The organism is Polaromonas sp., assembly GCF_029945685.1.
Lineage (GTDB): Bacteria > Pseudomonadota > Gammaproteobacteria > Burkholderiales > Burkholderiaceae_C > Polaromonas.
Genome location: NZ_JAQSDA010000025.1, coordinates 349,786 through 369,082, shown reverse-complemented (window position 1 = coordinate 369,082; position 19,297 = coordinate 349,786). Strand labels below are relative to the sequence as shown.

17 protein-coding genes and 2 tRNA genes are annotated in these 19,297 nt (G+C 63.5%); 8 read left to right on the top strand and 11 right to left on the bottom strand.

What is annotated here, in order from left to right:
* Nucleotides 1-61: 61 nt before the first annotated feature.
* The 8 genes from PSV26_RS17595 to PSV26_RS17560 all read right to left on the bottom strand — a co-directional run bounded on the left by PSV26_RS17595 (nucleotide 62) and on the right by PSV26_RS17560 (nucleotide 7,520).
* Nucleotides 62-745 (bottom strand): hypothetical protein, encoded by a 684-nt coding sequence (locus tag PSV26_RS17595; RefSeq protein WP_300520628.1) that lies wholly within the window; start codon nucleotides 743-745, stop codon nucleotides 62-64.
* Between the two features lie 236 nt (nucleotides 746-981).
* Nucleotides 982-1,557, bottom strand: coding sequence for a hypothetical protein (locus tag PSV26_RS17590; RefSeq protein WP_300572486.1), 576 nt, complete (start codon nucleotides 1,555-1,557; stop codon nucleotides 982-984).
* The gene (locus PSV26_RS17585; protein ID WP_300572485.1) at nucleotides 1,547-4,744 is read right to left on the bottom strand and encodes a collagen binding domain-containing protein; all 3,198 of its coding nucleotides are present in this window, start codon (nucleotides 4,742-4,744) and stop codon (nucleotides 1,547-1,549) included. The genes PSV26_RS17590 and PSV26_RS17585 overlap by 11 nt, the downstream gene beginning before the upstream one ends.
* Nucleotides 4,745-4,789: 45 nt before the next feature.
* The gene (locus tag PSV26_RS17580; protein WP_300572483.1) at nucleotides 4,790-5,707 is read right to left on the bottom strand and encodes a molecular chaperone; all 918 of its coding nucleotides are present in this window, start codon (nucleotides 5,705-5,707) and stop codon (nucleotides 4,790-4,792) included.
* A 35-nt stretch (nucleotides 5,708-5,742) separates the two neighbouring features.
* Nucleotides 5,743-6,201 carry a DUF4402 domain-containing protein gene (locus PSV26_RS17575; RefSeq protein WP_300572481.1) on the bottom strand — a complete coding sequence of 153 codons (459 nt, stop codon included), beginning with the start codon at nucleotides 6,199-6,201 and terminating at the stop codon, nucleotides 5,743-5,745.
* Between the two features lie 149 nt (nucleotides 6,202-6,350).
* A complete protein-coding gene (locus PSV26_RS17570; protein ID WP_300520620.1) occupies nucleotides 6,351-6,896 on the bottom strand; it encodes a DUF4402 domain-containing protein in 546 nt (181 codons plus the stop codon).
* Between the two features lie 428 nt (nucleotides 6,897-7,324).
* Nucleotides 7,325-7,401: transfer RNA gene (locus PSV26_RS17565), tRNA-Arg, on the bottom strand.
* A gap of 42 nt (nucleotides 7,402-7,443) precedes the next feature.
* Nucleotides 7,444-7,520, bottom strand: a tRNA-Pro gene (locus PSV26_RS17560).
* Between the two features lie 152 nt (nucleotides 7,521-7,672).
* On the opposite strand from PSV26_RS17560, the gene PSV26_RS17555 reads away from it, so the two are divergent.
* Nucleotides 7,673-8,065, top strand: coding sequence for a DUF488 domain-containing protein (locus PSV26_RS17555; RefSeq protein ID WP_300520619.1), 393 nt, complete (start codon nucleotides 7,673-7,675; stop codon nucleotides 8,063-8,065).
* Nucleotides 8,066-8,176: 111 nt separating this feature from the next.
* On the opposite strand, the gene boxB is transcribed toward PSV26_RS17555, so the two are convergent.
* The 3 genes from boxB to PSV26_RS17540 form a co-directional block, all read right to left on the bottom strand.
* Nucleotides 8,177-9,601, bottom strand: coding sequence for a benzoyl-CoA 2,3-epoxidase subunit BoxB (boxB, locus tag PSV26_RS17550; protein ID WP_300520617.1), 1,425 nt, complete (start codon nucleotides 9,599-9,601; stop codon nucleotides 8,177-8,179).
* Between the two features lie 122 nt (nucleotides 9,602-9,723).
* Nucleotides 9,724-11,427 (bottom strand): 2,3-epoxybenzoyl-CoA dihydrolase, encoded by a 1,704-nt coding sequence (gene boxC, locus PSV26_RS17545; protein WP_300572479.1) that lies wholly within the window; start codon nucleotides 11,425-11,427, stop codon nucleotides 9,724-9,726.
* The gene (locus PSV26_RS17540) at nucleotides 11,424-12,332 is read right to left on the bottom strand and encodes a helix-turn-helix transcriptional regulator (RefSeq protein WP_300520614.1); all 909 of its coding nucleotides are present in this window, start codon (nucleotides 12,330-12,332) and stop codon (nucleotides 11,424-11,426) included. The genes boxC and PSV26_RS17540 overlap by 4 nt, the downstream gene beginning before the upstream one ends.
* Nucleotides 12,333-12,431: 99 nt before the next feature.
* Here PSV26_RS17540 and PSV26_RS17535 point away from each other — a divergent pair, with 99 nt between their 5' ends.
* The 7 genes from PSV26_RS17535 (at nucleotide 12,432) to PSV26_RS17505 (ending at nucleotide 19,267) form a co-directional block, all read left to right on the top strand.
* Nucleotides 12,432-12,920 (top strand): flavodoxin domain-containing protein, encoded by a 489-nt coding sequence (locus tag PSV26_RS17535; RefSeq protein WP_300572477.1) that lies wholly within the window; start codon nucleotides 12,432-12,434, stop codon nucleotides 12,918-12,920.
* A 76-nt stretch (nucleotides 12,921-12,996) separates the two neighbouring features.
* Nucleotides 12,997-14,574 (top strand): benzoate-CoA ligase family protein, encoded by a 1,578-nt coding sequence (locus PSV26_RS17530; RefSeq protein WP_300572475.1) that lies wholly within the window; start codon nucleotides 12,997-12,999, stop codon nucleotides 14,572-14,574.
* A gap of 146 nt (nucleotides 14,575-14,720) precedes the next feature.
* Nucleotides 14,721-15,920 carry an ABC transporter substrate-binding protein gene (locus PSV26_RS17525; protein WP_300572473.1) on the top strand — a complete coding sequence of 400 codons (1,200 nt, stop codon included), beginning with the start codon at nucleotides 14,721-14,723 and terminating at the stop codon, nucleotides 15,918-15,920.
* A 95-nt stretch (nucleotides 15,921-16,015) separates the two neighbouring features.
* Nucleotides 16,016-16,642, top strand: a complete 627-nt coding sequence (locus PSV26_RS17520; protein WP_300572471.1) for a LysE family translocator — start codon at nucleotides 16,016-16,018, stop codon at nucleotides 16,640-16,642.
* Between the two features lie 9 nt (nucleotides 16,643-16,651).
* The gene (locus PSV26_RS17515) at nucleotides 16,652-17,515 is read left to right on the top strand and encodes a branched-chain amino acid ABC transporter permease (protein ID WP_300520605.1); all 864 of its coding nucleotides are present in this window, start codon (nucleotides 16,652-16,654) and stop codon (nucleotides 17,513-17,515) included.
* Nucleotides 17,512-18,525: a branched-chain amino acid ABC transporter permease gene (locus tag PSV26_RS17510; protein WP_300572469.1), complete on the top strand. Its 1,014-nt coding sequence runs from the start codon at nucleotides 17,512-17,514 to the stop codon at nucleotides 18,523-18,525. Before PSV26_RS17515 ends, PSV26_RS17510 begins: the two co-directional genes overlap by 4 nt.
* Nucleotides 18,518-19,267 (top strand): ABC transporter ATP-binding protein, encoded by a 750-nt coding sequence (locus PSV26_RS17505; protein WP_300572467.1) that lies wholly within the window; start codon nucleotides 18,518-18,520, stop codon nucleotides 19,265-19,267. Before PSV26_RS17510 ends, PSV26_RS17505 begins: the two co-directional genes overlap by 8 nt.
* Nucleotides 19,268-19,297: the final 30 nt, after the last annotated feature.

Genomic DNA, 19,297 nt, shown 5'->3' with positions numbered 1-19,297 from the left:
CTATATAAACAATAGCTGGCTGCGCCCGTATTTATTGGGCTCAGGCCTTTTTTGGCTTGAATCAGAGGGGAATATCCGTCGACAGGCCGGACAGCGCCGACTCACAGGCGCTGGTGTAAACGATCGCGGCATGCTGGAGTGTGGCGATGCTGGGCGGGCTGTACTGCATGCGAAGGTAGGCCTTGCCGCGCAGCAGCATGAGGATGAAAGGGGTTTGCATATCCGGACCCGGCTCGGGCCAGTGCAGCAGCAGTTCGGCGAGGTTGCTGTCCAGCCAGGCCAGGGCATTTTCGCGCCGGTCGGCCAGCACGGTGTAACGTTCCCAGAACTCGGGCACCAGGCTGCTCCAGCCGAACTCCTCGTACATCGCAAGCCAGCGCATTTCCTCGGGCAGGCTGGGATCGGCCGTGGTCTGCAAGGTGTCGGTGTAAATAGCATAAGCACGTTTTTCCAGCGACTCCTTGAGTGGCCGGTTCATGATGAGCACCGCTACATCTTCGTTGATATCCAGCGCCGCGCGGGCGCGGAGTTCCTCACCGGCGATGTAGTCGCGCGATGCCGCCCCGCTCTCCAGCTTCCAGCTCTTGCCACGCAGCTTGCCAGTGAGCACAAAACCGGCGCCCTTGTCCTGGCTGGCGTAACTGAAGCCGTGCGTGCCGGCCCACTCCGAAACCGCGTCGGGCCTTGCCGCCACCGGCGGCTGAGCCTCGCTTCGCACAAAGACCTTTTTCAGTCGCTCAAACATGATTCCGGCTTTTCTCTTGAAGTGCTCGAGAAGTGGTCCATCTGCGAGCAATTGGCGCAGGCAGCCTTTTCGCCATCATAGTTCCAAAGTTTGCGGTCATGTTCCAGGTCAATGAGTGCCTTCACCCAACTGTCGTCAGGTCCACGGGCTGCGGTAAGCGTGCGGCTTTCGCTTCGGGCGCGACCGGCAAGCCATTCCAGCCAGCATCACCGCGAGCAAGCGAAGTGGCAGTCGAGTCAGTTGTACTCGATGTTGACCGAGCCGTTGACCGGTTGCGACACGGCGAAGGTCAACCCTGAGCCACCGCTGACGGCCAGGGAGCCATCGGCCTTGCGCGTCACATTGACGGTCGCGGTGCTGGCGCCCGCCGGCGCGGCGCCCGCGCCCACGCTGCCCTGCGCAGCCGTGGGGGCCTGCGTCCCGGGCCCCGCTTCCGCCGCCCCGCCGCCCGGGACGCCACTCCCGCCGGTGCCGGCGGGAGGCGCCCCTCCGATACGCAGCAAAGGGCCGCTGGTGGACAGGCTGCTCGTGAAACTCTCAACCGTGAAGACGGTTCCCGACAAGGCCGGGGGCGTTTCGTCCACCACAGCCGCTGGTGCAGGCGCGGGCACAGGCGTCGACACGGGTACGGGTACGGGCGCCGGTGTGGGGCCGGTGATGATGACCGCTACCGACCCCACCACGGTTGCGCTGGCGGTGCCCACTGCGGTCACCGCCTGGCTGCTGCTGGTCATCAGACCCAGGCCACCGATCAGGAGCGCGCAGGCCATGGCCGGTTGGGGAATTTTTGGTCGCCGTTCGCTATTTTTCATGATGCTCCTCACGGGGAAGACCAGACACCGCGCCGGCGGACATCTTTCGCAGCAGGAAATCCACGCCGTTGATGAATTTTCCGTCGGGCAGGATGTTGATCTCGCGCACACCTGGATCGACCAGACCGAACCTCCCCAGTTGCTCCATGGAGACCTGCACATGGTAGCGGCCCTGGGGGATGGCCGGGACAATGTAGTAACCGTCCGAACTGGTTTTGATTGTAGTGACGACGCGCCGGTTGCTGTCAAGCAATTCGATCACCACATCGCCGATGCCGCGACGTGTATTGCCCTCGACCAGGTAAACGGTGCCATCAATTTCGCTGGTCAAAATGATCGGGAAATCGATTTCAGCCACATGCCCGGGACGCGGCACCACACGCACCCCTTTGCGCTGCGGCGCCCAGTACGGGTCCTCCAGTGTCTGCGTGTCGACAGCCAGGTCCACGTGTTGCCGCGTCGGCAAGCGGTCCAGCCAGGCAATCCCCGTGGCATCCGTCCGCACCGGTGCCCGGCTTCCGTTGACAGTGATGGCCGCGTTTTCAACCGGCTCTTCGCCAGCGTCCATGGTGCCATTGCCGTTGGCGTCCACAAAAACACGCGCCGATGCTGCGCCGCTGTCGGCCTTGGGCAACGCGTCAAAACGCCACTGCCCCTGGCGCGGCTCCCGGCCCATGGCAATAAAGAGTTGCACGCCCACGGTCAGCACCCCCGTGCTGGAATAGCTGGTGCTCAGGCCCAGCCCGTAACTGCCCAGGCTTTTGTTCAGGCCTGCCGTGTACAGGGTCTCCCGGCTACTGATGGATCGAACCAGACCCAGGTTGAGCAGATAGCCTTCGCCCAGTCGCCTGTCGCCCGAAAGCACCACGGTATCGAGTTTTGCCCGGGGTTTGAGGCTGTAGCCCAGTTGGCCACTCAAACCGGTGACCCCCACCCGGTAACTCAGTTGCAGGGCACCGGTGGCCGTGGTCGTGCTGCCCGATTTCAGCCAGGTCAGCTGATTGGCCACTGAGGTGCCTTTGACATAGGCGGCCACACGGCCAGTCAGGGCCATGTTGCTCAGGCCGGATTGAAACTGCTCGCGCTGGACTTCCACGGTCACCGGCAAGCGCGGCAACAAGCCCGCTGCAATGGTGCCGTCCAGCCGCAACTTGTCGCGCGTGCGCAAAGGATCGGTGGTGGGCAAAAACAGCTCGCTGTAGAAGTCCTTGAGCTGCAGGTGGCTGTAACTCAATGCGACAGGTCCGACGCGGGTCTTCAGGCCTGACTCATTGAGCCATCCGCCGTTGGGCGAGCGGAAAAGGTCGCTGCTGAGAATGAAGGATTTCCAGAAGCCGCGCAGGCCCAGGTTGCTGTACAGCTGTCCGTCGCTACCGGCGGCGCCAGTGGCCGCCGCGGCGGTGCTGCCGGTGGTCAGGGACGACGGCAAACGGACAAAGCCGCCGGTTCCGGTCAGGTACTTGTTCAGACCCCACTCGAACTGGGCCACGGAGCGCGACTGGCCTGCATTGTCCTGGTGCTGGGCGAGGCTGTAGTAAAACGCGCCGAGCGGTGTACTCGACTGCTCCAGCAAAAAGCTCTGTCGCTCCACGCGTTGCTGGCCGAGTGGTCCGTGAAACACCAGGCGAAATTCATTGGTCCCATAAGCCAGCGGCTGGTCGTCAAAGCTGTAGCGGCCGTCCGCACGCGAGCTCTGAAAACCGACCAGCGCCTCGTTGAAATACAACTCCACATCCCAGCCGGGCGGCAGGTCGCCCTGCAGCGTATGGCGGTCAAAACTGGTCGGCTGGGTGATGGGACGATTGCTGAGCGTCAGCCCATAACCCTTGCCGGTTGCACTGCGGCCGGCGATGTGGGTCACGCTGGGGGAGGACACACCGCTGCCGAACATCACCGACCGGGCGCGCAAAGGGCCGAGCAGGCCGGCATCGGGGTCGTGGCGTGCCAGCGTGAAGCGCACGTCCGGCGACGGGTCCTGTCGGGTGCTGCTGACAAAAAAGGCCGATTCCATTCCCAGCAGGTCGCCGGTCAGGTAGGCGGTGTAGCTGGCGCTGGTCTGCCGGCTGCCATTGCCGTTTCGCAGCCCCATCCCGAAAGTCTGGTCGATGAACGGCACGCCCAGCAGGCGGTAAGGCATGTCCACCCGTGGGTAGCCCGGGTCTTCGTAACCGGGGCGGGCGCCCAGCTTGCCTGCCCGGCGCTCACGCTCCAGACGCTCCTGCAAGGGAAGGCGCTCCCTGGGCTTGACCCGAAGCGTCAGGCTGCTCACGTCCACCTCGAAATCGATCGGCAACCAGCGCGACAACAGCGAAGCCGCGACATAGATGTCGTCGCCCTGCAGACGGACCAGCGTCCGGTCAAACAGCTGGGTCTGATCGGCCAGGGTGATCCTGCCCTGCCCCGCATCCAGGTTGAAGCCCCGTGCCTCGCTCAGCACGTAACCGTCGGCCGTGCCCTGGTCAGCCTGCGTGCGGATGGCCAGCGTCAGCAGCCTGGCCAGTTCGCCCAGCGGAAGAAAGGTCTCGCGGCCCGCCTGGTAGGTCGTGATGGCATCGGTCAGGACATGTTCATCGAGCTGCACCTCCAGCAACACGAGGTTCAACTCATCGGCGCGGCGCACGGGCCCGGCAGCCGTGACCGGCGCCGGCGGGGCCGTTGCTGCCTCCAGCATCGGCTGCTGCCAGAGCGGGGCTCCTGCCGGGGGCAGCGCCCGTGCTGGTGGTGCGGCAGAGGGAGTGATGTCCAGGACCAGTTTGTAGCCCCTGCCCCCTTCGGACTTGATCGAAAAAATGTTGGGTTCGGCTTCTGCCTTGAGTCCGAACTCGATAAGAACCGCCCCGGTGCCGGAGGAGGAAGGCCTGACCTGCATGGGTTGCAGGTAGGGGTGATCGGCAGCGATCTGGCCGGCCAGCGCCGTGAGCGCCGCATTGAGTTCCACCTCTTCAAGCTCAAGCACCACGCGCCCGGCCTGGCGCAGGATGTACAGGCTGAAGCGCAACTCCGTGCGGGACTCCAGCACGATGCGGGTTCGGGCTTCGCTCCTTTCCAGAGACGCCGCGCTGATCGACACACTGGCGAGCGCCAGGCCCGGCACCAACACCAGTGCCGCCGGGAGCAGCACCCGGATCCTGCAACGGCGCATCGAAACCCCGCTGGCGAGGTTGAAAAAAAATGCGTGACCCCTCATGCTGAAAGCCGCTGCGTCATGGGTGGGCGCAGCCGCTGTCCCCGCTCAGGGCAATTCGATGGAAGCTTCAGCCAGCAACTTGCCGCCAGTGTCGGCGCGCTCCCGGTAGCTCAGGCGAAGGGTTCCCCGTGCCAGCACCACGCCTGCGGGCGGCTGCAGTTCCAGCCTCGCGCGACGCAAGGCATTGGGCGTGTACACCGCCACGCCGCCGGCTCTTCCGACCTCCTGCGGCACACCTCCCTGCGGCGTGAATGTCGCCACCAGGTCGCCGTACACAGAGCGGTTGCCGGCGCGCTCCAGCACCACGGCGAGCGCGGCAGGCTGGCCGGCTGCGGGCCTGGGCAGTTCCAGCCCGGTCAGCGTGACGGTGGCCGAGGTTTCCCCATGCCGCACGATCACGGGAATCGACACGCCGACCAGCGCCCTCAGCTGGACCCCGACTTCACCCGGACCCGGCTTGGTCCCCTGGGCGTCAATGCTGCTGGCGCCGGTAGCCTCAGGCACCAGATCAAACTGCAGGTGTGAGCGGTATTCGCCCACCGGCAGGTCTGCCGGCTTGCGCAACAGGATCCGGATGGTCTGGCCCCGGCCCGGGGCCAGCACCACCTGCCGCGGCGAATAACGCAGCAGGGCATCGGCAAAATGCTCCCCGGGCAAGGGAGGTTCGGCCGCAGTGAATTCACCGGTTTCGTTCATGCGCCGGTTCACCAGGTGGACGCGGTACGTGGTGCTCTCCTGTCCGTTGTTGATCAGCTCCAGTTGGGCCGCCCGCTGGTTTTTTTCAAACACGACTCGCGTGGGGAACAGCATCAGGTCTGCCAGCGCGGGAGGCGTGGCCAGCACAATGAACCATGCCCCCGCGAGCCAGCCGATGCGTCGCAGCTTGCAGTGGGCCTTCAGGATCGCCAACAACCGCGCGTCCCCTGCTGTGGCTGGATGGACATCAAAAAAAAAGCGTGTCATGCGGAGGTACCTCGTATTTCATGAAGCGTGGCTTGTCAGTTGTACTCAGCCGTGACGTTGAAACTGCCGCTGTAACTGCCCGTGGCCTGGTTGCTTCCGACGCTGAGCGTGGCGCCGACGGTCAATGTCTGCGTCCCACCGCCACCTATCAGGCCGGCACCCACCGGACTGCTCGCGAAGTTGTTGACCGCCATGGAGTTCGGGCCACTCGTCAACACCACCACACCGTTCGATGGCAAGGTAATCGCATAGGTGGCACTGCTGGTGCCGCTCACGGTGTACGACGCAACGGAACCGGAACCCGAAGGCACCAGAAAAACACCTCCCCCAGAATTGCGCGCGCCGGCAGCGCTGACGGTCACCGTTCCGCTGCTGACGCCTGGAGCAAAGCTGCCAAAGGCCAGCGGCTGGTTGGCCACCAGCGCCTGCGCCCAACCCGTGGATGCGGTGGCGGCCGCGCAGGCCAGCGCGAACAGGAGCTTGAGCGTTTTCATCGCAGGTATTTCCCGACAACCCCGTTGGAACCCGAGGCCAGGTGTGGGGGGGCCTGGGGCCCGGAAACCACGCCGGCTCGCCGGCCAGATCCCATTCTTTCGGCAAGGACGTTCGCCAGGTGGCCCGTCCTGCCGCAATCAGGGACTGTTTAGTTGTAGTCCACCGAAACGTTGAAGCTTCCGGTGTATGCGCCGGCCACCTGGCTGGCCACGGTCGTGATGGTGGCCCCGACCCCCAGCGTCTGCGCACCGGCAGTCAATGCACCGGTGCCGGACGGGTCGCTGGAGAAATTGCTGACCGCCATGGTTTCGGGTGCAGTCGCCCCACCCGTGGTGATGGTCACTGTTCCGTTGGACGGCAGGGTAATTGCGTAAGTCAGCGTCCCTTCTCCGGTGACGTTGAATGTGGCCCGGCCAACCGTTGAGGTGACAAGCAAGGTGCCGCTGTTGGTGCGCGCGCCGCTCGTCGCGTTGACGCTCACCGTCTGGCCGGCCGCGCTGGTCGAAAACGATCCAAAGCGCAAGGTCGAACCAGCCGCGATGGCGATCGGCGCCACCACGGTCGCGGTGGCATCGTTGGAGGCTGTCGCAGCCTGCGAGTTGATGCCGTGCCCCGCCGTGCCCAGAACCAGGGCTGAGACAAGTGCGGTATGCAGGGCGCGGCGCTTGAATGTCGAAAAATTCTCCGATTTCATGATCACTCCTTCGTTAATGAATCAACTTCTACTTGCCCCCGCCTGACCAGGCCTGCGCCTTGTCGCGGAGGTGGGAAAGCTGCACACCAGGCCGGCGGACTATCTACCTCGTCCTTTTGGCAGACTTTTTTTGTATCTTTTTTGCAATTTTATTTATCAATATGTGACTTTTGTGGGGAAATTTTTGATGAATTTGGTGATCTTTTTACAGATCAATAATTTTTATGCTAAAAGGCCAAATTTCCATCTATCCAGCCTGCCCGTTCTATGACTTTGGGCTTATTTCCATTTCCCGACGGCCGGGCAAACCGACGTGATTTCGCAACGCATGAGCGCGCCAAAACACCGCGCAAGGCAGCAAGGCGGCGCCAGCGATGGTCAGAACACTGAAAAATGGGGAGGGTTGGAGGACGCAATGCGTGGAGCATTGGTCTGCCCGGAGGGGATCGAACCCCCGACCCTCAGCTTAGAAGGCTGATGCTCTATCCAACTGAGCTACGGGCAGATATGAAAAAAGCCCACAGAGTGAGCTTTTTCATTGGATTCTTGGTCGGAGTACAAGGATTCGAACCTTGGACCCCCTGGTCCCAAACCAGGTGCGCTACCAGACTGCGCCACACTCCGACTAGTCAAATATTATAGCTCGAACATGGCCCTACTTTGCGTCTCATTGCGTTTATTTGCAGAGACGGCCCGGCCAAGGACGGTGCCGGTCAGAGCCGCACAAAAGGTTTCACAATGGCACCCCTGACACACCGTCAACACAGGAGACGCCCATGGGCATACGCATCGTGAGGCTGGGCACACCCCGGCAGGCGGGTGAAGGTTTGCGCATAGGCACGGTCAGACGGCCACCACGCGGCGTACCCAAGAGTGAATTCGCCGCGCAGGACTGGTACGACGTCTGGTACCCCAACCTCGCCCCGAGCGCGGAGACCATGAAGCTCGGCCAATCCGTCGAATCCGACAAGGACTGGGCGGCCTTCGGCAGGAAGTACCGCGCTGAAATGAATGAGCCCGATGCCAGCCGCAACCTCGACCTGCTGGCAGCGCTCTCACACCAAACCAATTTCGCCATGGGTTGTTACTGCGAGAACGAGGCGCGCTGCCACCGATCGCTGCTGCGGGACCTGCTCAAGGAGCGCGGCGCGGCCATCGCCGAGCGCTGACCGCCCCCCCCTTCAAGCAGGGGCCGCGGAACCGGCTTCGCCGGGCCGCAGGCGCAGCGGCCCCCGCGGGGGGCAGCGGCTACACGCAGTGAGCAAGCGTGGGGGCCATATTCAAAGCTTGACGTACTCGTATTCAATTGCGTTGGCATTGATGCCGCGGTCCGGCGGTGCGATCCAGCCGGCCATCTTGCCGGGTTCGGTCACACGGTGCATCAGGCTGTGGATGAAGGTCTTGTCTTCGTCCGTCGGCAGCCAGGCGTCTTTTCTGGCTTCAAATTCGGCCGCGCTGATCGGGTTGCCCTGCGGATCGGTGTGGGCGGCCGACCAGGCACCGACGCTGCGGCGAAAACGCGTGTTCGGCAGGCTCAGCTCGAAATCCACGCCGGCGCGCTTGATCGCCATGTTCCAGCGCGTCACGCCGACGTTGCAGTCCTTCACGTATTCCAGGCGCGTGATCTCGTTCATGCCGTTGCGTGTCGAGATCGTTTCGTTCTTCAAACCGCCCTTGCCGTCCGGCACCTGGATGGTCATTTCGCTGTCGCGTTCGACGTGGTCGGCAAACTTGGCTTCGTCCGGCCGGCCCTTGATGCCGTTGCTGAAGTAGTTGGCGGCGTTCGACGAAGCTTCCGAGCCGAACAGGTCCAGCGACGACGTGAACCAGAAGTTCATGAATTTCTGGATCGTCGGCAAATCGATCACGCCGGCCTTGCGCAGCGTGTCCACGTTGTCGGTGTCCAGCTCCTTCATGACTTCCAGCGTACGCTTGATCACGCGGCCAATGCCGGTCTCGCCGACAAACATGTGATGCGCTTCTTCGGTCAGCATGAAACGCGTGGTGCGCGCCAGCGGATCGAAGGCGCTTTCGGCAAAACTCTTGAGCTGGAACTTGCCGTCACGGTCGGTGAAATAGGTGAACATGAAGAAGCTCAACCAGTTGTCCATGGGTTCGTTGAAAGTGCCCAGGATGCGCGGCTTGTCGGCGTCGCCACTGTGCCGGGTCAGCAGCTCTTCGGCTTCCTCACGGCCATCGCGGCCGAAGTGGGCGTGCAGCAGGTAGACCATGGCCCACAGATGCCGGCCTTCCTCGACGTTGACCTGGAACAGGTTGCGCAGGTCGTACAAGCTGGGCGCGGTGTGGCCCAGCAGACGCTGCTGCTCGACCGAGGCCGGCTCGGTGTCGCCTTGCGTGACGATCAGGCGGCGGAAGGCGCTGCGGTACTCGCCGGGCACTTCCTGCCAGACGTCCTCGCCCATGTGGTCGCCAAAACCGATCTTGCGGTTTTCTTCCTGGTCGGCCAGAAAGATGCCCCAGCGGTAGTCGGGCATGGGGGTATAGCCGTAGCTGGCCCAGCCGGACGCGTCCACGCCGACGGCGGTACGCAGGTAGACCTCTTTGGCGTTGAAGTCGCTCGGGCCCATTTCGTCCCACCAGCTCATGAAGGCCGGCTGCCAGTGCTCGAGCGCACGCTGCAGCTGGCGGTTTTCGCCGAGGTTGACGTTGTTGGGGATCAGGGCTTGCAGGTCAATGGTGCTCATGGTGATCTTTCAATAAAAGTGCTTGCGAGAAGTGCAATCAAACCGAGTGCCGGCGCGGAACCGGCTTTGCCGGGCCGCAGCGGGCGCCCCCTGGGGGGAGGCGCCGCAGGCGCTTCGGGGGGTTACACCCTCTTCCAGTCGAATTTCGCTTTTTTACCGGTACCGAAAAGTTTCAGCGCGCCGTCTTCACCCACCGCATTCGGACGGATGAAAATCCAGTTCTGCCAGGCGCTGAGGCGGCCGAACACGCGTGTTTCCATGGTCTCCTTGCCCGGAAAGCGCAGCGAGGCTTCCATGCCGGTCATGGCGTCGGGCGACATGGAGGCGCGCTCTTCCAGCATGATGCGGATCTCGTCATCCCAGTCGATGTCGTCAGGCGTCAATGTCACCAGGCCGAGCTCCAGGGCCTGATCGGCACGCAGCTTGCTGTCGCCGAGTTTTTCCAGTTGGCTGATGGTGGTGCTGTCTTCGTAAAACCGCGTCTGCAACCGTGTCAGGCCATTAACGGCCGGGAACCAGCCGAAATTTGCCGGGCTCAGTTGCAGGGCGGGCGCGGCGTCGGGCGAATCGGGCAGGTCCAGCATGTAGATGCGGTCGCAGGCCAGGGCCAGCTCGTAAAACGTCCCGGCAAAACAGGAACCGGCATCGACCAGCGCAATCAGCGAACGGCTGGTCACATCGATGCGCGCCAGCGTGCGGCGCAGCGCGCCCGTGGTTTCCTTGACCAGCCAGTGGTCCTTGAGCCTGGCCAGCACCTCGTCCATACGAATCACCTGCCCGGCATCGCCGGTGGTCTTGATGACCCAGGTGCCGACTTCGAGTTCGTTGGTACGCAGATTCAGGATGGCGTCGTCAAGTTCGCGCTGCAGCTTGAGCGGGTACCAGTTGGCGCCTGCAGCCTCGATCGTTTCAGGTGTGGACTCAATCGCGGCGGCCGGGGCCTTCACCGTGATGGTGGCGATGCGCGTGGCGCGGTCCACCTGGGCATCGACCACGCTGTAGTGGTAACCGGCGTCGTCGATGAGCACTTTCAGCGCCGTCAGTTCAATGCCTTTTGAGGCTGCAGCCCTTGTGGACTGGGCGCGGAGCGCTTCTATTTCAGTAGCAAGCAAGGCGCTGAACTGCTGCGGCTTGGCATAGGCATCGATGAGTTTCCAGTCTTTCGCGCGGTCGGCGCGCACACCCTCGCTGGTGGTGCAGAAGATGTCGGCCAGGTCGCGGCGCACCTTGCGCTTGTCGGTCACGCGGGTCAGGCCACCGGTGCCGGGCAACACGCCGAGCAGCGGCACCTCGGGCAGGCTCACGGTGCTGGAACGGTCGTCAACCATCACGATGCGGTCGCAGGCCAGGGCCAGCTCGTAACCGCCGCCGGCGCAGGCGCCGGTCACCGCAGCGATGGCTTTCAGGCCATCATTGCGCGAGGAATCTTCGAGGCCGTTGCGGGTCTCGTTGGTGAATTTGCAGAAGTTGACCTTCCAGCCGTGCGTGGACAGGCCCAGCATGTAGATGTTGGCGCCCGAGCACCAGATCTTCTCCTTGCCGCTTTCAAACACCACCACCTTGACGGCCGGGTGCTCGAAACGGATGCGGTTGATCGCATCATGCAGCTCGATGTCCACGCCGAGGTCGTAGCTGTTGAGCTTGAGCTTGTAGCCCGGCTTGATGCCGCCGTCCTCGTTGATGTCGAGCTTCAGCCGCGCCACATCGCCCTCCACGCTCAGCGTCCAGTGCTGGTACTTGGTGGGGTGGGTGGCAAAACTCACGAGCTCGCGCTCCTGGCCTTCAATCACCTGCTTGAACAACAGCGGTTCGGTCATCGCGTTCATGGGGTCTCCTTGGGTAGCGCCTGAACAGGAACAGCGCGCTCCAGGTCTTTCAGGCTTTGTTTGAGGGTTCGGGCGGCGGTGTCCACCACCGCGTCGGCGCGGGCATACAGAGCTTCGCGGCTGGCCAGGATGCGGCGCAGGTCTTCCATGGCTTCGTCCGTGGCGCCGCGAGTGGCATTGAAGGGCCGCATGTCGCCCTGCGCCACCACGCGTGCCATGTGTTCTTCCGGGCTGGCCTTGAGCCAGACGCAGTAAAAGCGGCTTTGCAGCAGGTCAAAGGTTTCGCGCTCGCTGACGATGCTGCCGCCGGTGGTCATGACGACGCCGTCGGCATGGTCCTCCGCGATGCGGAACAACGCACGACGCTCATAGCGGCGGTATCCGGCCTGCCCGTGCAGCAGCAGGATTTCATTCATGCTGGTGCCGGCTTCACGCTCGATCTCGCGGTCGAGTTCGACAAAAGGCACGCCGCGCTCGGTGGCCAGCTTCAGGCCCAGCGTGGACTTGCCCGCGCCGCGCAGGCCGATCAGGGCAATGCGCTGCTCGCGGCCGAGCGCATCAGTCAGGCCGAAAGTGCTGCCGAGCAGCGCGTAAGCCTGGTCGAGCTGCGTGTCGTCGAGCCGGCCCAGCAGCCCCTGGACACGGGCCAGCGCCGGGCGGGGGGCGTCCTGCAGCAGTTCGAGAATGGAGATGTTCAGCGCGCGCGCCGCGGCTTCCAGCGAATTGATCGAGACATTGCCTTTGCCGCTTTCGACATCGGCCAGGAAACGCTCGCTCAGGCCCGAATCGCTCGCCAGCGCCTTGCGCGTCATGCCGCGGCGGGCGCGCCAGGCCCGCACGCGGGCGCCCAGCTCGACGAGCGTCGCCTTGTTCGCCTGTTCGGACAGGGTTTCGAGCCTGGACATCTGCATTATTTGAAAAAAGTTTGCGTTAGATCAATATTGCACTATACTTCACGTCAAACGCTTGTCAAGCAGTTTATTGCATCTTTTTGGAGATCACTGATGAAACTCAAAATTCTCGTGGGCACCATGACCAGCACGGCCGACTATGTAGCCCAGGCCATCCAGATGGATTGTGCCGATCTCGTCAGTGATATCGAGGTGCAGCTGATGGACGGTCTGGACATCAGCGTTTTCGACAGCACTACTGATGAAGATGCGATATATCTCATCTGCTCTTCTACCTACGGCCAGGGGGATGTGCCCGACAACGCCCGGCAGCTGTATGACTCGCTCGATGCCCAACCCAAATTTCTGGGCCATGTGCGTTACGGCGTGATTGCCCTCGGCGACCGCACCTACCTGCAGACCTTCTGTTTCGGCGGCAAGAAGTTTGACGAGCGCCTGCAGGGCCTGGGCGCCCAGCGCATCGGTGAAGTCTGGTGCCACGACGCCAGCGCCGGCACCCTGCCGGAAACCGAGGGCGCCGCCTGGTGCCGCGAGTGGCTGGCGCTGGCCCTGAGCAGTTCCCCCAGCACCGAAGCTGCCTGATTTTCATTCAAAACAGCTCCCAGCCCAATAACAGCGGGCGCAGGCAGCTATAAAAACAAGAGCACCCGGAGACCCCATGAACCTGAGCAGCGCCGACCACTCGGTGAGCCCCCCGCGTGTCGACATCCCCCGCGACTACAACGCCGCCCATGACCTGCTGGCACGCAATACCGGCCACCCCGGGAAGCCGGCTTTCATCGACGCCGTCAGCGGCGCCACCCTGAGTTATGGCGAACTCGACGAGCAGGCGCACCGTTTTGCCAACGCGCTGCGGGCCCAGGGCTTCGCGCCCGAGAGCCGCGTCCTGCTGGCGATGCTGGACACCCCGGAATGGCCGGTGGCTTTCCTCGGTTGCATTCTGGCCGGTGTGGTGCCGGTGGCGGCCAACACCCTGCTGACCACGCCCGACTTCGACTTCATGCTGCGCGACTCGCGCGCCCAGGGCCTGATCGTCTCCAAAGCCCTGCTGCCGGCGTTCGAGCCACTGATCGGCCAGATCCCGACCCTGCGCACGGTGATCACGGCCGGCGACGATTCATCATCAAATACGGCTCTGGCCCAGATGGTGCGTGCGCAGGCAGCTACCAAAACAGTAGCGCCCACCTGTGCCGACGACGCCTGCTTCTGGCTGTATTCGAGCGGCTCCACCGGCACGCCCAAGGGCACGGTGCACCTGCACAGCCACCTGATCCAGACCGCCGAGCTGTATGGCCGCGGCGTGCTGGGCATCCGGGCATCCGATGTTGTCTACTCTGCCGCCAAGCTGTTTTTTGCCTATGGGCTGGGCAATGGCCTGACCTTTCCGATGAGCGTGGGCGCCACGGCCATCCTGTTGCCGGCGCGACCGACCCCGGCCGAGGTCTTCCGCATCCTGAAAGAGCACCAGCCCACCCTCTTTTACGGCGTACCCACGCTGTACGCCGCCCTGCTGGCGGACCCGGCGCGGCCGCCAGGGAGCGAACTGAACCTGCGCGTCTGCACCAGCGCCGGAGAGGCCCTGCCCGCCGGCATTGGCAACAAATGGACCGCCGAGTACGGCTGCGACATCCTCGACGGCATCGGTTCCACCGAAATGCTGCACATCTTCCTGAGCAACCGCCCCGGCGACGTGCGTTACGGCAGCACCGGCAAGGCCGTGCCCGGTTATGCGCTGCGCATCGTCAGTGACGACGGCCATGACTGCGGTGCGGGCGAAATCGGCGAGTTGCAGATCAGCGGCCCGAGTTCGGCCCTGATGTACTGGAACAGCCGCGCCAGGACCAAAGCCACGTTTGCCGGCGAGTGGACACGCAGCGGCGACAAATACACGGTGGACGCCGACGGCTACTACACCTACAGCGGCCGCACCGACGACATGCTCAAGGTTGGCGGCATCTACGTCTCGCCCTTTGAGGTGGAAGCGTCGCTGATGACACATCCGGCGGTGCTGGAAGTGGCGGTGGTCGGTCTGGCCGACGCCGACCAGCTGGTCAAACCCAAGGCCTTTGTGGTGCTCAAGAAGGGGCAGGCCGCGTCGGCTGACGACCTCAAGGCCCACGTCAAGCAGCAACTGGCGCCCTACAAGTACCCGCGCTGGGTGGAATTTGTGGACGAGCTGCCGAAAACCGCCACCGGCAAGATCCAGCGCTTCAAGCTGCGCCAGGGCACCGCTTGAGTGCACAGGGGCTGGCAGGGTAATTGCTTTAGGCATAAACAATTTAATCTTCAATCTCGGGTTTTTCACTAGGGTGTCGGGCGCCGACCGCCATTACCATTGAGGCCTTCCGGCGTCTGCCCTTCCGTTCCAACCAGGAGTTATCCATGACCTCACGCCTTCCTTCACGTCGTTTGATCCTGAGCCAGAGTGCTGCCGTCATCGGCGCCGCCTCCACCGGTCTGCTGCTCCCCCAGATGGCGCGGGCGCAATCGGGCAAGGTGCGCGTGGGTTTCATGCTGCCCTACACCGGCACCTTCGCGCAGCTCGGCGTGGCGATTGAAAACGGTTTTCGCCTCGCTATCGACCAGCAGGGCGGCAAACTCGGCGGGCGCGAGATCGAGTACTTCAAGGTGGACGACGAGTCCGAGCCTTCCAAGGGCGTTGAAAACGCCAGCAAGCTGGTGCAGCGCGACAAGGTCGACGTGCTGGTTGGCACGGTGCACTCTGGCGTGCAGATGGGTATCCAGAAAGTGGTGCGCGACTCCGGCGTGCTGAGCCTGATCCCGAACGCCGGCGTGCATGCCGCCACCCGCAGCCTGTGCGCGCCCAACGTCTTTCGTACCTCCTTCAGCAACTCCCAGCCCACCCGCGCGCTGGGCCAGGCCATGGTCGCCCGCGGCCACAAAAAAGCCGTCTGGATCACCTGGAAATACGCTGCCGGCGACGAGGCCTTTGAGGGCTTCAAGGAAAGTTACACCGCGGCCGGCGGCACCATCATCAAGGAGCTGGGCCTGCCCTTCCCCAACGTTGAGTTCCAGGCGCTGCTGACCGAAATCGCCGCCCTCAAGCCGGACGCCGTGGCCTGCTTCTTTGCCGGTGGTGGCGCTGCCAAGTTCATCCGCGACTATGCCGCGGCCGGCCTCAAAGGCAAGATTCCGCTGTACGGATCGGGCTTTCTGACCGAAGGTGTGCTGGACGCCGCCGGCCCCGCGGCCGACGGCATCATCACCACCATGCACTACAGCGACTCGCTGGACACGCCGCGCAACAAGGCCTTCCGCCTGGCCTATGCCACGGCCTACCGGAGCCAGCCTGACGTCTACGCCGTGCAGGGTTACGACACCGGCCTGCTGCTGATCCAGGGAGCCAATGCCGTCAAGGGTGACCTCAACAGCAAGCCTGCCCTGTACAAGGCGATGGAGTCCGCCGTGATCGACAGCCCGCGCGGCAAGTGGACCATGAGCAAGGCCCACAACCCGGTTCAGGACATCTACCTGCGCCAGGTCGAAAACAAGGAAAACAAGGTGATCGGCGTGGCTGCCAAGGCGCTGGCCGATTCCGGCGCCGGCTGCAAGATGGGCTAAGCTTTCTTTCCCGCCAAAATGGGAGGTTCGTAAACCTCCCATTTTTTTTACGCGTATTGCTTGGCTTCGCAGCGACCATCCTTTTCGCTTTCCCCATGACCGTCACCACCTACTTCCTCTACCTCGCGGCCGTCGCCTTGCTGATCTTCACCCCAGGCCCGACCATGCTGATGTGCATGACGACCTCGCTGAACCATGGCCCACGCAAGGCCATGACCTCGGTGGCCGGCAGCGTCAGCGCCGTGCTGGGCGTGATGCTGCTGTCAGCGCTGGGCCTGGGCGCGCTGCTGGCGGCCTCGGAAACGGCCTTCACGGTGGCCAAGGTGCTGGGTGCGGCTTACCTGATTTACCTGGGCGTCAAAACCTTTCGCAATGACGCCTCGGTGCTGCGGGCCGATGCGGGCCCGGCTGAAACGCCGCGCCGTTCGTTTTTCCTGCGCGGATTCCTCGTCGGTGCGAGCAACCCCAAGGCCGTGCTTTTTTTCGCCGCCTTCTTTCCCCAGTTTCTCAATCCGGCCGAGCCTTTCGTGCCGCAGTTCGCCATCCTCGCGCTGACCTTCATGGCCTTCGAGTTCAGCGTGCTCAGCGGCTGCGCGCTGGGCGTCTCGCGCATTGCACCGCTGCTGCGTTCGAGCCGCGCGGTGCGCTGGTTCAATCGCGTCTCGGGCGGGCTGTTCACACTCATGGGCGGGCTCCTGTTGCTCACCCGCAGGCATGCCTGAAGCGACACGATGGATCTCGCGAACTTTCTCATCCAGCTGCTCAACAGCGTCCAGTACGGCCTGCTGCTGTTCATGCTGGCCGCCGGCCTGACGCTGATTTTCGGCATCATGGGCGTGGTCAACCTGGCCCACGGCAGCTTCTACATGCTGGGCGCTTACCTCGCCTGGTCGCTCAGCGCCTATTTCGGCAGCCTCACGCTGGCCATCCTCGGCGGGGCCGTGCTGTCGGCGATTTTCGGGCTTGCGCTGGAATGGCTGCTGTTTCGCCACTTCTACCAGCGCGACCACCTGGACCAGGTGTTGCTGACCTTCGGCCTGATCTACATCTTTGAAGAACTGCGCTCCATCCTGTGGGGCGACGACGTCCATGGTGTGCCGATTCCCGAATTGCTCAGCGCCTCCATCCCGCTGACCGAGAACCTGTCCTACCCGGTCTACCGCCTCTTCATGTCCGGCGTGTGTATTGCGTTGGCCGTCGGCCTGTACCTGCTGATTTCAAAAACCCGGCTCGGCATGAAGATCCGCGCCGGCGCCTTCAACCGCGACATGGCCGGCGCGCTGGGCATCAACATCAAGCTGATTCACGCCGTGGTGTTTGCCCTCGGCGTGACACTGGCCGCGGTGGCCGGCATGATCGCCGCGCCGATCGCCAGTGTCTACCCCAACATGGGCTCGCAGGTGCTCATCATGTGTTTTGTGGTGGTCGTGATCGGCGGCATCGGTTCGGTGCGCGGCGCCCTCATTTCCGCGCTGCTGGTTGGCCTGGTCGACACCTTCGGCAAGGTGCTGCTGCCGCAGGTGGCGGGCATGCTGGTCTACATGCTGATGGCCGCAGTTCTCCTCTGGAAGCCTGAAGGTTTGTTCAAGCAATGAGCACGATGAAAGCCAACCTGGAAGTCCTGCCGCGCGGCGTGCAGGTCACGCTGGTGCTGGGCCTGGTTGCCCTCGTCGCCTTCCCTTTTGCCGGCACCGACTTCTACACCCAGATGGTGACGCGCATGATGATCATGGCGATTTTTGCCATGAGCCTGGACCTGCTGCAAGGCGTCACCGGCCTGGTCTCGCTGGGGCATGCCGCCTACTTCGGCCTGGCCGGTTATGCGCTGGCCTTTTTGATGCCGCAAGGCGAGGCCGTCAGCCTGTGGTGGACGCTGCCGGTGGCTGTGCTGGCCTCGGGGCTGGCCGCGCTGATCATCGGCTTTTTCGTCGTTCGCACCCACGGCATCTACTTCATCATGGTCACCATGGCCTTTGCGCAGATGGTGTTTTTCCTGTTCTTTGACAACAAGGTGCTGGGCGGTTCGGACGGGCTGTACATCAATTTCCGGCCCGACGCCAGCCTGTTCGGCTGGATGCCCTTTGACCTGGACAACAAACGCACGCTGTATTACTTCACACTGGCCGTGATGCTGGGGGTCTACGCCTTTTTGCGCCGCCTGCTGTGGAGCCCGTTCGGCCGCGCGCTGGCCGGCATCCGGGTCAACGAACACCGCATGCGGGCCATGGGTTACGGCACCTTTCGCTACAAACTCACGGCCTTCACATTGGCCGGCGCACTGGCCGGCCTGGCGGGCTACCTGTGGGGCACGCAAACCGGCTATATCAACCCCGAACTCATGGGTTTTCACATGAGCGCGCACGCCATCATGATGGTCATTCTGGGTGGCATGGGCAACTTCGCCGGCGCGATTGTCGGCGCCTTTGCCTTCGAGTACCTGCTGCATGTCTTCAAGGACCTGCCCACCGTCGGCACGGTGAACCTCGGCAAACACTGGCAGCTCTGGATGGGCCTGTTCATCGTGCTGCTGGTGACGTTTGCGCCGCGCGGCATCCTGGGCCTGGTCGAACGCTTCGGCAAGCGTCGGGGGGCTGGCGATGAGTGAGGTTCTGCTTTCTGCCCAACATCTGACCAAACGTTTCGGCGGCCTGGCAGCGGTCAACGACGTGTCGCTGGACCTGCACCGCAAGCAGATCCACGCGGTGATTGGCCCCAACGGCGCCGGCAAATCGACGCTGACCAACCTCCTGTCCGGCGACCTGCCGCCCAGCTCGGGCTCGGTGCGGCTGGGCGAGCGCGACATCACCGGATGGAACCCGGAAAAAATCTCGCGCCAGGGCCTGGGCCGCAGCTACCAGAAAACCAATATCTTCCTGCCCTTCACCGTCTGGGAAAACGTCCGCCTGGCCGCGCAGTCGCGCCAGCCGCATGCCCTGCAGTGGCTCAGCCGCGCTACTCATTTGAGAGCAGTCAACGACCGCGCGGAAAGGGCTATTGAGCTTTCCGGTCTGGAGAACCGAAAACAGGCGATCGCCGGCGCCACCAGCCATGGCGAACAGCGCCAGCTTGAAATTGCCATGACGCTGGCCACCGAGCCGCAGGTGCTGCTGCTCGACGAGCCATTGGCCGGCATGGGCGTGGCCGAGGCCGAGCGCATGGTGGCTCTCCTGCTCAGACTCAAGGCCGACCACGGCATCCTGCTGGTCGAACACGACATGGACGCCGTCTTCACGCTGGCCGACCGGCTGACCGTGATGGTCAACGGCCAGGTGATTGCCAGCGGCACACCCGCCGAGATCCGCGCCGACGCCGGCGTGCAGGCCGCCTACCTGGGCGAGGAATCATGAGCCCCCACGCTTGTCACTTCGTGTACTGCA